The organism is Nocardioides malaquae (assembly GCF_015070385.1).
GTDB classification, from domain to species: Bacteria; Actinomycetota; Actinomycetes; order Propionibacteriales; family Nocardioidaceae; genus Nocardioides; species Nocardioides malaquae.
On sequence record NZ_JADCSA010000001.1, the window covers coordinates 40,569 to 54,740 of the forward strand.

Sequence of the window (14,172 nt, forward strand, 5' to 3'; positions counted from 1 at the left end):
CGACGGGTCACAGCACGTGCGGGTCGACCTGCACCCGCACGGCGGCGAGCCGACGGGCCGAGCGCAACCGCTGCATCGCCAGCAGGGCCCCACTCAGCGCAGGACCGCTGTGGCGAGGCACGCGCAGCACCATCCGCACCTCGTCCGGGTCCTCCCCGCGTCCCTCGACGGGGACGGGGCCCAGCACCTCGACCACCTCCGGCATCTCGACCAGGGCGAGTGCCTCCTCGACCGCCTCGGGCGCGCCGGTCACGGTGGCCATCCGCACCGCGGGGGAAAGGTGGGCGCCGGCCCGTTCCTCCAGCTCTCGGGCCGCGAACCCGGCCGGGTCCCACCGCACCACCGTCTGCAGCAGCGCCGACGCGGGGTCGCCCACCGCCACGACCCGACCACCGGGCCGCACCAGCGCGGACGCGTTCAGCCACCGACGTACGACCTCTTCATCGCTGCGCAGCTCCGGACGTCCGGGCCCCAACCAGGTGTCGAGCAGCAGCACGGCCGCGAAGCCGCGACGCGCCACCGGCTCCGCCCCGGGCGTCGCCACGACGAGGTCGGCGTCCTCCCCCACCTCGGCGAGCACCCGGTCTCCCCCGGAGGTGCGCACGACGTGGCCGGGAAACATGCGACCCAGCTCCTCCGCGGTCCGGTCCCGGCCCAGCACCGGGGCGCGCAGGCCCCGGCCTCCGCACTCCGCGCAGGCCCAGTCGGGCGCCTCGGCCCCGCACCATCCGCACGACGGTGGTGACGTGGGGGCGACCAGACGCAGGGGTCCTCGGCAGGCCCGGCACCGAGCAGGGGTGCGGCATCGGTCGCAGGCGAGGTGCGGGACGTAGCCGGCCCGGGGGGTCTGCACCAGGACCGGACCCTCCTGGAGGGCCTGGCGCACCAGCTTCACCGCGGGCCCCGGAACCCGGGCGCCCCTGGCCTGCTCACCGTCGGAGACGACGTCGACCCTCAGCTGCTGTCGCACGGCGGCGCGGGGCGGCGTCAGGGGGCGCGCCCAGTCGGTGCGTACGAGGTACTCCCCCTCCACGGTGCGCGCCAGGCCACCGACCAACGCAGCGGTGCCCTCGACCTCGGCCCGGGTCAACAGCACCTCGCGGGTGTGGGGGTAGGGCGCTCGAGGTTCGCCGTGCAGGTCGTCACCGTCGTCCCAGATGACCACGAGCCCCAGGTCACGCACCGGCGCGAACGCGGCAGACCGCGTCCCGACGACCACCTTCACGGTGCCGCGCAGGGCCGCCAGAAAGGCGGCGTACCGCTTGGCGGGCCCCTGGTCGGCCGTCAGGACCACGTGCTGCCCCGAGCCCAGGACCCGGTCGAGCGCGGCACCCAGACGGGTCACGTCACGGTGGTCCGGAGCGCAGACCACCGCACCCCTTCCGGAGGCGACGGCCATCGCCACCGCCTGGGCCACGAGCTCCGTCCAGTCCACCCCGGGCAGGCACTGCCACACCGCCCTGGGGTTGCCGCCGTCAGCGAGTCGGGCGAGGAAGCCCTCCGCCCCGTCGTGCCCCCGCCACAGGCGCGCGGCGGCGTCGGGGTCCGGGGGCGAGCCCGGCACTGCCTGCGCCGGGGGCGCCTTCTCCACACTGGCGTGTCGCGGCGGCACGGCGAGCCGCAGCACGTCGGCCCTGGCGCCGGCGTAGCGCGCCGCGACAAGACCGGTGAGACGCTCCACGGCGGGAGTCAGGACCCGTTCAGGGCTGATCACCCGCCGCAGCGGGGACAACCGCCCCGGGTGGTCGCTCTCGGCGGCTCGTGCGACGACGAAGCCGTCGACGTCCTGGCCGGCGAAACGCACCTTGACCCGGACACCCGGCAGCGCGGTCTCGGCCATGGAGGCGGGGACGAGGTAGTCGAAGGGTCGGTCCAGGTGCGCCAGGGGCACGTCGACCAGGACCCTGGCCACGGGATCGACCTCCGCCGGGGCCTCGGCCTCACGGCGTCGCTGCTCGGCCTCCCCGCGTCGAGCCCTGCCCGAGGCCACGGACGCACGGAGGCCGGGCAGCATCTCCAGCTGCCCGGCCTCGTGTGTGTCGCTCATGCGCGCATTGTTACCAGTGCCCGCCGACAGGCGGGGCGACGGCAGGGTGCGTCGCGCCTCGGGTCACAGACCCGCAGCCGCCCGCAGCGCGTCGGCGCGGTCGGTGACCTCCCAGGTGAAGCCGGGCAGCTCGCGGCCGAAGTGGCCGTAGGCCGCGGTCCGGGCGTACTTCGGCTTCAGCAGGTCGAGGTCCCGGATGATCGCGGCGGGACGCAGGTCGAAGACCTCGAGCACCGCCTCCTGGATCTTCTCGTCGGGCACGACGCCGGTGCCGAAGGTCTCGATGAAGACACCGACCGGGGCAGCCTTGCCGATCGCGTAGGCCACCTGCGCCTCGCAGCGACGGGCGAGACCGGCCGCCACCACGTTCTTGGCGACCCAGCGCATCGCGTAGGCCGCGGAGCGGTCGACCTTCGAGGGGTCCTTGCCCGAGAACGCGCCGCCACCGTGACGCGCCATGCCGCCGTAGGTGTCGATGATGATCTTGCGGCCGGTGAGGCCGGCGTCGCCCATCGGGCCACCCACGACGAAGCGGCCGGTCGGGTTGACCAGCAGGCGGTAGTCGTCGGAGGGGATGTCGAACGAGGCCAGCACCGGGTCGATGACGTGCTGCTTGATCTCGCCCTCGAGCTTGTCGAGGTCGGTCTCCTCCGAGTGCTGCGTCGAGAGGACGACGGTGTCGACGCGCACCGGACGGTTGTCGGCGTCGTACTCGATGGTGACCTGGGTCTTGCCGTCGGGACGCAGGTGCGGCAGCGTGCCGTCCTTGCGCACCGCGGAGAGACGCTCGGAGAGGCGCTGCGCGATCGTGATCGGCAGCGGCATCAGCTCGGGGGTGTCGTCACAGGCGTAGCCGAACATGAGGCCCTGGTCGCCGGCACCCTGCTTGTCGAGCTCGTCGCTGGAGGTCTCGACCCGCTCCTCGTAGGCGTCGTCGACGCCCTGGGCGATGTCGGGCGACTGGGCGCCGATCGCGACGCTGACGCCGCAGGAACGGCCGTCGAAGCCCTTCTCCGAGGAGTCGTAGCCGATCTCGAGCACCTTGTCGCGGACCAGCTGCGCGACCGGGGCGTAGGCCTTGGTGGTGACCTCGCCCGCCACGACGACCAGACCGGTCGTCAGGAGGGTCTCGACGGCAACCCGGCTGGCCGGGTCGTGCTCGAGCAGGTAGTCGAGGATGGTGTCGCTGATCTGGTCAGCGATCTTGTCCGGGTGACCTTCGGTCACGGACTCGGAGGTGAAAAGGCGTCCTGCCACGGCTGACTCTCTCCCCAGGTGGATGGTGGGCTCAGGTGAGCCTAGAGGGGTGTCAGCATGCAAGAAAGCCGTCTCACATCACGAATCGACGCGCCACCTGGTCCCAGATCGCGTGGGCGACCGACGTCTTCGATCCCCGCTCCACGTCGACCGAGGTGCCGTCGGCCCCCAGGATGACCACGTCGTTCTCCTCGGCGCCGAAGACCGCCCCACCGCCGACGTCGTTGACCACGAGCAGGTCGCAGCCCTTGCGCGCCAGCTTGGCCTGGCCGAGCTCGAGCACGCTGCCGGTCGCGTCGCCGGTCTCGGCGGCGAAGCCGACGACGACCTGTCCGCCGCGCTGCCGGTCGGCCGAGATCTCGGCCAAGATGTCGGGGTTCTGCTCGAGGGCGAGCGGGGGCGCGGAGCCGTCCGAGGCCTTCTTGATCTTCGACTCGCTGGCGGCCACGGGCCGGAAGTCGGCCGGGGCGGCAGCCATCACGACGGCATCGGCCTGCGCCGCCCTGCGCACGACCTCGTCGCGCAGCTGGGCGGTCGTCTCCACCCGCACCACGTCGACGCCGGCGGGGTCGGGCAGGGTGACGTTGGCGGCCACCAGGGTGACCCGCGCCCCGCGGGCGACCGCGGCACGGGCCAGGGCATAGCCCTGCAGGCCCGAGGACCGGTTGCCCAGGAACCGCACCGGGTCGAGGTACTCGCGGGTGCCTCCGGCGGAGACCACGACGTGGCGACCCGCCAGGTCCTGCCCCTCGACCCCACGCTCGAGCACCTGCACGGCCGTCTCGAAGATGGCCGCGGGATCGGGCAACCGCCCCTTGCCGGTGTCCTTACCGGTGAGGCGGCCCTCTGCGGGCTCGATCACGACCGCGCCGCGGGCGCGCAGGGTCTCCACGTTGGCGCGCGTGGCGGGGTGCTCCCACATCTCGGTGTGCATCGCCGGCGCGAAGACCACGGGGCACCGAGCGGTGAGCAGGGTGTTGGTGAGCAGGTCGTCAGCGAGTCCGTGGGCGGCCTTGGCCATCAGGTCGGCCGTGGCCGGGGCGACCACCACGAGGTCAGCCTCCTGGCCGATCCGCACGTGCGGCACCTCGTGCACGCTCTCCCACACGGAGGTCTGCACGGGCTTGCCCGAGAGCGCGGCCCAGGTCGGGGCCCCCACGAACTCGAGGGCCGAGGCCGTCGGCACGACCGTCACGTCGTGGCCGGACTCGGTGAGGCGTCGCAGCAGCTCGCACGCCTTGTAGGCGGCGATGCCGCCGGTCACCCCGAGGACGACACGCGGCCGCGTCCCGGAGGGGGACACGGCCGGTGCGGACGGCTTCTCGTCGTGGATCGCCACTCAGACCACGCAGGGGCTCGTCGTGCGGGTCACGCGTGGATCACTCGGCCTCGACGGCGGCGGCCTCGGCGCGGGCAGCCTGGGCGGCGGCCTCGGCGGCGAGCTCGGCGGGGTCGACGTCCTCACAGGTCAGCAGGTCGTCGTTGATCTCGCGCAGCGCGATCGAGAGGGGCTTCTCCTGGACGTGCGTGTCCACCAGGGGGCCGACGTACTCCAGCAGGCCCTCGCCCAGCTGCGAGTAGTACGCGTTGATCTGGCGGGCGCGCTTGGCGCTGTAGAGGACCAGCTTGTACTTGCTGTCGGTCTTGGTGAGCAGGTCGTCGATCGAGGGGTTGGTCACGCCCTCGGCGTCGATCAGGGGAGCAGACACGCGTGGCCTCGCAGTATTTCGTAGGGGCCGTACGCGGAGGCGTACGGCGGTCGTGCACGTCAGTGAGCGGGTCGTGCCGACCCGGACCTGATCAAGGTTACCAACTCCTGCACCGCGGCAGGAACTTCGTGGTTGACGATGGTGACGTCGAACTCCGACTCGGCGGCCAGCTCCTCGTGCGCGGTGGCGAGACGGCGCTCTCGCTCTGCCGCCGTCTCGGTGCCGCGACCGACCAGTCGCCGTTCCAGCTCCTCGAAGGAGGGCGGCGCGAGGAAGACGAAGAGCGCCTCGGGCATGGTGCGGCGCACCTGCCGGGCCCCCTGCAGGTCGATCTCGAGCATCGCGGGACGACCGGCCGCCAGTGCTTCCTCGACCGGTCGGCGGGGCGTCCCGTACCGCGCTGCCCGGTGGACGACCGCCCACTCGAGGAGCTCGTCCTCGGCGACCATGCGGTCGAACTCCTCGTCGGAGACGAAGAGGTAGTGGACCCCGTCGACCTCACCCGGGCGCGGGGCCCGGGTGGTGGCGCTGACGGAGATCCAGACCTCCGGGTGCTCGGCCCGCATGGCGGCTGCGACCGTCCCCTTGCCGACGGCCGTCGGGCCGGCGAGCACCACGAGACGTGAGTGCGGCTGCTCCACCGTCGTCACGCGCCGGGGGCGAACTCGCGCTCGAGCGCAGCGACCTGCTTGACGCCCAGGCCACGCACCCGACGGCTCTCGGCGATCGCCAGCCGCTGCATGAGCGCCGTGGCACGCACCTTGCCCAGACCGGGCACTGCCTGCAGCAGGTCGATGACGCGCATCTTGCCGATGACCTCGTTGTCCTGGCCCTCACGGATGACGTCGATGACCGAGGCACCCGAGTTCTTGATGCGGTTCTTCACCTCGGCGCGCTCCCGGCGCGAGGCCGCAGCCTTGTCGAGCGCCGCCTGGCGCTGTTCGGGGGTCAGCTGGGGCAGGGCCACGTCGGTCTTCCTCGTCGTTCGGAACATCGGGGCCGCGGAGAGCGGCCGGGGACAATCAGGCCATGGTGGCTCAGGTCCTTCACACCCCGACGACCGGGGTCGGTCCGGACCTCGTCGCCATGACCTTCATCATGGGCCACCCGCGCTCAGGCGTCGAGGGCTGCGACGTCGTCGATCGCCCGACGGGCCGCGTCGACCAGGCCCGCGGGGCCGGCCTCGAGCACGCCACGACTCGTGCTCGGCACGAGCGCTCGGGCGGCGTCACCGAAGACGCGACGCATGTCGGAGACGGTTCCGCCCTGCGCACCGTAACCGGGGACGAGGATCGGGCCGTTGACGTCGACGTCGACGCCCGGGTCACCGACGGTCGCGCCGATCACGGGTCCGAAGCTGCCGAGGGGGTCGGTGTCGACGTTCAGGGCGCGCAGCGCGTCGAGGATGGTGGCGGCGACGGTCCGCCCGTCCTCGGTGCGGGCGCGCTGGACCTCCCGCCCCTCGGGGTTGGAGGTGAGGGCGAGCACGAAGAGACCGGAGCCGTGCTTGCGCGCGGTCTCCACCATCGGTGACAACGAGCCGAATCCGAGGAAGGGGCTCGCCGTGACGGAGTCGGAGAAGAGGGGCGACGCAGGGTCGAGGTAGGCGTCCGCGTAGGCCTGGGTGGTCGACCCGATGTCACCACGCTTGACGTCCATGCAGACCAGCGCGCCGGCCTCCCGGGCGTGCGCGACGACGCGCTCCAGCACGGCGACGCCCCTGCTGCCGAACCGCTCGTAGAAGGCGCTCTGCGGCTTGATGACCGACACCTCGGGCGCCAGTGCCTCGACCGCCGTCATGGCGAACCGTTCGAGACCGGCGACGTCGTCGTCCAGGCCCCAGGCCTGGAGCAGGGATGCGTGCGGGTCGATGCCCACGCACAGTCGTCCTCGGGCCGCGACGAGACGGTGCAGACGCGCACCGAAGGGCTCACGGCCGCTCGTGGTGGATCCGGAGGTGGTGGTCATGGTGTCTCCTCGAGGTCGCGGACGAGCTGGCTGATGAGTGTGGGGTCGTGCAGCAGGCCGCTGCCGACCTGGACGGCGAGGGCGCCCGCCGCCAGGTGGGCACGGACGTGGGCGACGGCGGTCACGCCACCGCACCCGATGACGGGGAGCCCGGCCCCGCCGACCGCCGCCACGGCGGCCAACGCCACCGGGCGGATCGCAGGCCCGCTCAGGCCTGCGGGTCTGCCGTTGGGCATCGCGGCGGGCAGGGCGTTGCCGACGACCACGGCGGAGGCGCCGGCGTCGTGCACCGCCCGCGCGGTCTCCACCACCCGTGTCGGGTCGGGGCGCAGCTTCGCCCACAGCCCCAGGTCGGCCGGGAGCTCACGGCGCACGGCAGCAACCACGGACGCGGCGTGGTAGGGCTCGCGGGCGTCGAAGACGTCGAGGCCGTCGGTGTCGGGCGCCGAGAGGTTGACCTCGACCCCGACCGTTCCGGGCGTACGCGCCAGGACGCGGGTGAGCTCCGCGTACTCCCCCAGCGAGGCGGCGCAGAAGGAGACCACCACCCGGGCGCCCTGCCGGACGAGCCACGGCAGCTCCTCGTCGACGAAGGCGTCGAGACCGGGGTTGGCCAACCCGACCGCATGCACCAGACCGCCGGGCGAGTCCACCACCCGGGGCACCGCACCACCCTCGTGGGGGTGACGGGTCAGGGTGCGGGTGACGAACCCGACGCCGTCCAGCGAGTCGTAGGCGGCGAGCTCGCGTCCGGTGCCACCGCAGCCGGCAGCCACGAGCACCGGGTGGCTCAGCCCGAGCGGCAGCGGCGCCGTGGCACTCACGGGGCCACTCCGGCGTCGGTCGCCACGAGCTGGTCCCACGCGACGCGGTGGCCCGGCAGCACCGGGCCCTCGACGCATGCGCGCACCTGCCGGACGGCGTCACCCGGGGTCAGGACCGGAAGGACGCACCCGTGGCATAGGCCGGTCCCGCACGGCATCGGCACCCGCAGCGCCACCTGGGCGGGCACGCCGGCGGCGTCGGCGGCCTCGACGACCGGCCTGCAGGCGTCGGGCACGCCGGCGGTGTAGAGCACGGCCGCCTGGCTGGCGGCGAGGAGCGGACCCACCGCGTCGGCGACGTGCCCACGCTCCCCCACCGACCCGTCGTGGGTGCGCACGTGCAGGTGGCGGGCGAGCCGCCTGGCCTCACGGACGGCGAAGAGGTGCTGCTCGTCCGGCGCCCCCAGCAGCAGTGTGACGGCGCACCCGCGCTGGCGGAGCCGGTCGGCGAGCTCGACCAGCGGCGAGGCGTTGCCGCCCTCGCCCACCAGCAGCACGGGCACCGGCTCGCGTGGCAGGGTGAACGGGCGACCGAGAGCCCCGGTGACCCGGACGCTCCGGCCCACCGCGAGCCCCAGCAGCCAGGCCGCGTCGGCTTCCTCGGGGTCGACCAGCACCTCGACCGTGGGGCCGAAGGCGCTGGTTGGCTCCACCCGGTGGATCCACCACGCACCTGAGCCACCCCACCCCTCGTCGTGCCGTCCCGACTCGGAGACCTTCACGAAGGTGCCGGGTCGGAAGGTCGCCGGAACTCCCGGGGCCGCGAGGCTGACCACCCGGTGGGCACCCGCCCGCCGCACGGCCAGCACCTCTCCCCGGACGTGCCGTGGCACGTTCCCTCCCCCGGCCACGGTCACCCTCGGGCCAGACCGCTCACGATCCGGCGAGGCCACAGCGGGCCCTCGTAGACGAAGGCGGTGTAGCCCTGGAGCAGGTTCGCCCCGGCGGCGAGGCGGTCGCGGGCGTCCTGTGGCGTCGTGATGCCCCCGACCCCGATCAGCGTCAGGTCGTCGCCGACGCGACCACGCAGCATCCGCATGACCTCCAGCGATCGGCGGGTGAGCGGGCGGCCCGACAGGCCGCCGGCACCGATCTCGCTCACCTTCGCCGGGTCGGAGGCCAGACCCTCACGACTGATGGTGGTGTTGGTCGCGATGATGCCGTCGAGGCCGATGGCGAGCGCCAGGTCCGCCACGGCCAAGATGTCGTCGTCACTCAGGTCGGGGGCGATCTTGACCAGCAGCGGGACGCGCACCCCCTTCGGCTGGGTGGCCTCGTCGGCCTTCGCGCGTACGGCCCGCAGCAGCGGCTCCAGCTTCTCCACGGCCTGCAGGTCGCGCAGGCCCGGGGTGTTCGGCGAGGAGACGTTGACGACGAGGTAGTCGGCGTGGGGCGCGAGCAGCGACGTCGACTTCTCGTAGTCGCCGATCGCCTCGTCCTCGGGGACGACCTTGGTCTTGCCGATGTTGACGCCGAGCACGACGTCGGACGCCCTGCCGGACGACGCCCGTGCGGCGAGCCGGCGGGACACGACCTCAGCGCCCTCGTTGTTGAAGCCCATGCGGTTGACGATCGCGCGGTCGTCGGTCAGCCGGAACAGGCGGGGCGTGGGGTTGCCGGACTGCGGCTCACCGGTCACCGTGCCGATTTCGACGTGCCCGAACCCCAGCCCTGCGAGGGCATCGATGCCGACCGCGTTCTTGTCGAAGCCGGCAGCCAGACCCAGCACGTGCGGGAAGCGCAGGCCCATCGTGTCGACCGGGGTGCCCACGCCGGCCACACCCGCGCCGACCACCCGCTGGGTGAGCGGGCGGGCGGCGCGGAGCGCGGCGAACGCCTTGTGGTGGATCCACTCGGGATCGGTGCGCGCGAAGACGTGCGTGAAGAGCTGGTCGTAGGCCTTGCCGGCCAGGGAACCGTTGCTCATCGACCGGCGCGGATCGTCTGGGCCCACTCCTGGAGGGAGCGCACGCCGATGTCCCCGGCCCGCGTGGCGGCGATGCCCTGCACCGCGGCCGCGGCCCCCTGCACGGTGGTGATGCACGGGGTTCCCGTGAGCACGGCGGCCGCGCGGATCTCGTAGCCGTCGTAACGGGCACCGGTGGCCGAGCCGTTGGGGGTGTTGATGATCAGGTCGACCTCGCCGTCCTGGATCATCCCCACGATGGTCTTCTCGCCGTCGGGGCCGACGCCGGTGGAGTGCTTGCGCACCACCGTCGAGCTGATCCCGTTGCGGCGCAGCACCTGGGCGGTCCCCTCGGTCGCCAGCAGCTCGAAGCCGTAGTCGGCCAGGACCCGGGCCGGGAAGATCATCGTGCGCTTGTCGCGGTTGGCGATCGAGATGAAGACCTTGCCCGACGTCGGCAGCGGGCCGAACGACCCGGCCTGCGACTTGGCGAAGGCCGTGCCGAAGTCGGCGTCGAAGCCCATGACCTCACCGGTGGACTTCATCTCCGGGCCGAGCACGGTGTCGACGAACAGGCCCTCGTGCGTGCGGAAGCGGTTGAACGGGAGGACGGCTTCCTTGACCGCGATCGGCGCGTCGGCCGGCAGCAGCCCACCGTCACCGGTGGCCGGGAGCAGGCCCTCGGCACGCAGCTCGGCGATGGTCGCGCCCAGCATCACGCGCGAGGCGGCCTTGGCCAGCGAGGTGCCGGTCGCCTTGGAGACGAACGGGACGGTGCGCGAGGCACGCGGGTTGGCCTCGATGACGTAGAGGACGTCGGCGCCGATGGCGAACTGGATGTTGATCAGACCCTGCACACCGACACCCCGGGCGATCGCCTCCGTCGCCGTGCGGATCCGCTCGATCTCGCTGGAACCCAGGGTGATCGGCGGGAGGGCGCAGGATGAGTCACCGGAGTGGATGCCCGCCTCCTCGATGTGCTCCATGACGCCGCCCAGGAAGAGCTCGTCGCCGTCGAAGAGGGCGTCGACGTCGATCTCGACCGCGTCGTCGATGAACCGGTCGATCAGGACCGGCCGTTCGTCGCTGATGAGCTCGGTGGCGGCCTGGAGATAGGTCTCCAGGGTCTCGTCGGAGTAGACGATCTGCATGCCGCGACCGCCCAGGACGTAGGACGGGCGGACCAGGACGGGGTAGCCGATCTCGTGCGCGATGGCGCGAGCGTCCTCGAAGGAGACCGCGGTGCCGTGCTTCGGGGAGGTCAGTCCGGCCTCGGAGAGGATGCGGCCGAAGGCACCGCGCTCCTCGGCCAGGTCGATCGCCTCGGGGCTGGTGCCGACGATCGTGACGCCGGCGTCCTGCAGCCCCTGGGCCAGACCCAGCGGCGTCTGGCCACCGAGCGTCGCCACGACACCGGCGATCGGGCCGGCGGCACGCTCGGCGTCGACGATCTCGAGCACGTCCTCCAAGGTGAGCGGCTCGAAGTAGAGCCGGTCGGAGGTGTCGTAGTCGGTCGACACGGTTTCGGGGTTGCAGTTGACCATGATCGTGTCGTACCCGGCCTTCGACAGCTCCTGGGCGGCGTGCACGCAGGAGTAGTCGAACTCGATGCCCTGACCGATGCGGTTCGGACCCGAGCCGAGGATGATCACGGCTTCGCGCTCACGCGGCACGACCTCGGTCTCCTCGTCGTACGAGGAGTAGTAGTAGGGCGTACGCGCGGCGAACTCGGCGGCGCAGGTGTCGACGGTCTTGTAGACCGGGCGGACGCCGAGCTGGTGCCGTGCGGCACGGACCTCGGCCTCGGTGATGCTGCGGATGCCCGCGACCTGGGCGTCGGAGAGGCCGTGGCGCTTGGCGAGGCGGAGCGTGGCGGCGTCCAGCTCGGGGGCGGCGGCGACCGCCTCGGCCACCTCGTTGACCAGGAAGAGCTGGTCGACGTACCAGGGGTCGATCTTCGTGGCTTCGAAGATCTCCTCCGGCGTGGCACCGGCGCGGATGGCCAGCATCAGCTTCTGGATGCGGCCGTCGTGCGGACGCCTGACGTCCTCGAGGATGGCGTGCTTGTCGCCCGGTTCGCCGGTCCAGGAGAACTGCGAGCCCTTCGACTCCATCGACCGCAGGGCCTTGTTGAGCGCCTCGGAGAAGTTGCGGCCGATCGCCATCGCCTCCCCCACCGACTTCATGTGGGTGGTCAGCGTGGAGTCGGCGGTCGGGAACTTCTCGAACGCGAACCGCGGCACCTTCACCACGACGTAGTCGAGCGTGGGCTCGAAGGACGCGGCGGTGGAGCCCTGCGGACCCGAGGTGATGTCGTTCTCGATCTCGTCGAGGGTGTAGCCGATGGCGACCTTGGCGGCGATCTTCGCGATCGGGTAGCCGGTGGCCTTCGACGCGAGCGCCGACGAGCGGGACACGCGGGGGTTCATCTCGATGACGATGACGCGCCCGTTCTCCGGGTTCACCGCGTACTGGATGTTGCACCCGCCGGTGTCGACGCCGACCTCGCGGATCACGCCGATCGCCAGGTTGCGCAGGTGCTGGTACTCGCGGTCGGTGAGCGTCATCGCCGGGGCGACGGTGATCGAGTCACCGGTGTGGACGCCGACCGGGTCGAAGTTCTCGATCGAGCAGATGATGACGACGTTGTCGTTCTTGTCGCGCATCACCTCCAGCTCGTACTCCTTCCACCCGAGGATCGACTCCTCGATCAGGACCTCGGTGGTGGGCGAGGCCGAGAGGCCTGCGCCGGCGATGCGCTGGAGGTCGTCGGCGTCGAAGGCGATGCCCGAACCGAGGCCCCCCATGGTGAACGACGGCCGGACGACGACCGGGAAGCCGAGCTCCTCGGTGGCCCTCTCCACCTCGTCCATCGAGTGGCAGATGAAGGAACGGCAGACCTCGCCGCCGACCTTCCGGACGATGTCGTTGAAGAGCTCGCGGTTCTCACCGCGGTGGATGGCCTCGAAGGAGGCGCCGATCATCTCCACGTCGTACTTCTCGAGCACGCCGTTCTCGTGCAGCGCGGTCGCGGTGTTGAGCGCGGTCTGGCCACCGAGGGTCGGCAGGATCGCGTCGGGACGCTCCTTGGCGATGATCTTCTCGACGAACTCGGGGGTGATCGGCTCGACGTAGGTGGCGTCGGCGAACTCCGGGTCGGTCATGATCGTGGCCGGGTTGGAGTTGACGAGGATGACCCGCAGGCCCTCCTCCTTGAGCACCCGGCACGCCTGGGTGCCGGAGTAGTCGAACTCGCAGGCCTGACCGATGACGATCGGCCCCGAGCCGATGACGAGGACGGACTTGATGTCGTCACGCTTCGGCATGGCTCAGGCCTCCTGGGTGGTACGGGCGGCCATCAGGTCGCAGAATCGGTCGAAGAGGTACGCCGCGTCGTGCGGACCTGCCGCGGCCTCCGGGTGGTACTGCACCGAGAAGGACTTCAGGGCGCCGGCGGCGTCGCGCAGCTCCAGGCCCTCGACCACGTCGTCGTTGAGGCAGACGTGGGAGACCGTCGCGGTGCCGTAGGGCGTCTCGGTGCTGCCCTCCAACGGCGCGTCCACGGCGAAGCCGTGGTTGTGCGCGGTGACCTCGACCTTGCCGGTGGTGCGGTCCATCACCGGCTGGTTGATCCCGCGGTGGCCGTACTTGAGCTTGTAGGTGCCGAAGCCGAGCGCCCGGCCGAAGAGCTGGTTGCCGAAGCAGATGCCGAAGTACGGCACGCCACGGTCCAGCGCGTCCTGGAGCAGCTCGATCTGGCCGGTGGTCGCGGCCGGGTCGCCCGGGCCGTTGGAGAAGAAGAGGCCGTCCGGGGAGACCGACAGGACCTCGTCGATCGTGGCGGTGGCGGGGAGCACGTGCACCTCGATGCCACGCTCGGCCATCATCCGGGGGGTGTTGGCCTTGAGGCCCAGGTCGACCGCGGCGACGGTGAACTTCTTCTCACCGACCGGGGGCACGACGTACGCCTCGGAGGTCGTGACGGCCTCCGACAGGTTGGCGCCCTTCATCTCGGCGGCCGCCTTGACCTTCTGCAGCAGCACGGCCGGGTCGGTGTCGACGGTGGAGATGCCGACTCGCATCGCGCCGCGCTCACGCAGGTGGCGCGTGAGGGCACGGGTGTCGACACCGGAGATGCCCACGACACCCTGCGCCCGCAGCTCGTCGTCGAGCGTGCGCTGGGAGCGCCAGTTGGAGGGGACCCGCGCGGGGTCACGCACGACGTAGCCGGCCACCCAGATGCGGCGGGACTCAGGGTCCTCGTCGTTCATGCCGGTGTTGCCGACGTGCGGCGCGGTCATCACGACGACCTGCCGGTGGTAGGAGGGGTCGGTCAACGTCTCCTGGTAACCGGTCATGCCGGTGGAGAAGACCGCTTCGCCGAAAGTTTCGCCTTCGGCCCCGAAGGACTCACCGAGGAAGACCCGCCCGTCCTCGAGGACCATGATCGCGGGCTTGGTG

The 14,172-nt window shown here is 71.9% G+C and carries 12 protein-coding genes; all 12 read right to left on the reverse strand.

Annotated elements, in window-relative coordinates; all coding sequences use genetic code 11:
* Positions 1 to 7: 7 nt before the first annotated feature.
* The 12 genes from IEQ44_RS00210 to carA all read right to left on the reverse strand — a co-directional run bounded on the left by IEQ44_RS00210 (position 8) and on the right by carA (position 14,156).
* The gene (locus IEQ44_RS00210; protein WP_193636417.1) at positions 8 to 2,047 is read right to left on the reverse strand and encodes a primosomal protein N'; all 2,040 of its coding nucleotides are present in this window, start codon (positions 2,045 to 2,047) and stop codon (positions 8 to 10) included.
* 63 nt (positions 2,048 to 2,110) lie between these two features.
* On the reverse strand, positions 2,111 to 3,304 hold the full coding sequence (gene metK / locus IEQ44_RS00215; protein WP_193636418.1) for a methionine adenosyltransferase: 1,194 nt from the start codon (positions 3,302 to 3,304) through the stop codon (positions 2,111 to 2,113).
* A 73-nt stretch (positions 3,305 to 3,377) separates the two neighbouring features.
* The gene (gene coaBC, locus IEQ44_RS00220) at positions 3,378 to 4,637 is read right to left on the reverse strand and encodes a bifunctional phosphopantothenoylcysteine decarboxylase/phosphopantothenate--cysteine ligase CoaBC (RefSeq protein WP_319804428.1); all 1,260 of its coding nucleotides are present in this window, start codon (positions 4,635 to 4,637) and stop codon (positions 3,378 to 3,380) included.
* Between the two features lie 46 nt (positions 4,638 to 4,683).
* Positions 4,684 to 5,013, reverse strand: a complete 330-nt coding sequence (gene rpoZ / locus IEQ44_RS00225; protein ID WP_319804387.1) for a DNA-directed RNA polymerase subunit omega — start codon at positions 5,011 to 5,013, stop codon at positions 4,684 to 4,686.
* Between the two features lie 59 nt (positions 5,014 to 5,072).
* Positions 5,073 to 5,579 (reverse strand): guanylate kinase, encoded by a 507-nt coding sequence (gmk, locus tag IEQ44_RS00230; protein WP_227486680.1) that lies wholly within the window; start codon positions 5,577 to 5,579, stop codon positions 5,073 to 5,075.
* Positions 5,580 to 5,659: 80 nt separating this feature from the next.
* Positions 5,660 to 6,007: an integration host factor, actinobacterial type gene (gene mihF / locus IEQ44_RS00235; RefSeq protein WP_227486646.1), complete on the reverse strand. Its 348-nt coding sequence runs from the start codon at positions 6,005 to 6,007 to the stop codon at positions 5,660 to 5,662.
* 119 nt (positions 6,008 to 6,126) lie between these two features.
* Complete coding sequence (pyrF, locus tag IEQ44_RS00240; protein ID WP_193636421.1) at positions 6,127 to 6,981, reverse strand: orotidine-5'-phosphate decarboxylase; 855 nt, start codon at positions 6,979 to 6,981, stop codon at positions 6,127 to 6,129.
* On the reverse strand, positions 6,978 to 7,805 hold the full coding sequence (locus IEQ44_RS00245) for a tRNA-dihydrouridine synthase (protein ID WP_193636422.1): 828 nt from the start codon (positions 7,803 to 7,805) through the stop codon (positions 6,978 to 6,980). The genes pyrF and IEQ44_RS00245 overlap by 4 nt, the downstream gene beginning before the upstream one ends.
* The gene (locus tag IEQ44_RS17765) at positions 7,802 to 8,638 is read right to left on the reverse strand and encodes an iron-sulfur cluster-binding protein (protein WP_193636423.1); all 837 of its coding nucleotides are present in this window, start codon (positions 8,636 to 8,638) and stop codon (positions 7,802 to 7,804) included. The genes IEQ44_RS00245 and IEQ44_RS17765 overlap by 4 nt, the downstream gene beginning before the upstream one ends.
* A 20-nt stretch (positions 8,639 to 8,658) precedes the next feature.
* Positions 8,659 to 9,732: a quinone-dependent dihydroorotate dehydrogenase gene (locus tag IEQ44_RS00255; RefSeq protein WP_193636424.1), complete on the reverse strand. Its 1,074-nt coding sequence runs from the start codon at positions 9,730 to 9,732 to the stop codon at positions 8,659 to 8,661.
* Positions 9,729 to 13,037, reverse strand: coding sequence for a carbamoyl-phosphate synthase large subunit (gene carB / locus IEQ44_RS00260; protein WP_193636425.1), 3,309 nt, complete (start codon positions 13,035 to 13,037; stop codon positions 9,729 to 9,731). The genes IEQ44_RS00255 and carB overlap by 4 nt, the downstream gene beginning before the upstream one ends.
* 3 nt (positions 13,038 to 13,040) lie before the next feature.
* Positions 13,041 to 14,156 carry a glutamine-hydrolyzing carbamoyl-phosphate synthase small subunit gene (carA, locus tag IEQ44_RS00265; protein WP_193636709.1) on the reverse strand — a complete coding sequence of 372 codons (1,116 nt, stop codon included), beginning with the start codon at positions 14,154 to 14,156 and terminating at the stop codon, positions 13,041 to 13,043.
* Between the last annotated feature and the right edge of the window lie 16 nt (positions 14,157 to 14,172).

Coding starts and splice junctions, on each gene's coding strand:
- carB (WP_193636425.1), bottom strand. CDS start 13,037: ATGCCGAAGCGTGACGACATCAAGTCCGTCCTCGTCATCGGCTCGGGG.
- IEQ44_RS00210 (WP_193636417.1), bottom strand. CDS start 2,047: ATGAGCGACACACACGAGGCCGGGCAGCTGGAGATGCTGCCCGGCCTC.
- carA (WP_193636709.1), bottom strand. CDS start 14,156: ATGGTCCTCGAGGACGGGCGGGTCTTCCTCGGTGAGTCCTTCGGGGCC.
- pyrF (WP_193636421.1), bottom strand. CDS start 6,981: ATGACCACCACCTCCGGATCCACCACGAGCGGCCGTGAGCCCTTCGGT.
- IEQ44_RS00255 (WP_193636424.1), bottom strand. CDS start 9,732: ATGAGCAACGGTTCCCTGGCCGGCAAGGCCTACGACCAGCTCTTCACG.
- gmk (WP_227486680.1), bottom strand. CDS start 5,579: ATGCGGGCCGAGCACCCGGAGGTCTGGATCTCCGTCAGCGCCACCACC.
- mihF (WP_227486646.1), bottom strand. CDS start 6,007: ATGTTCCGAACGACGAGGAAGACCGACGTGGCCCTGCCCCAGCTGACC.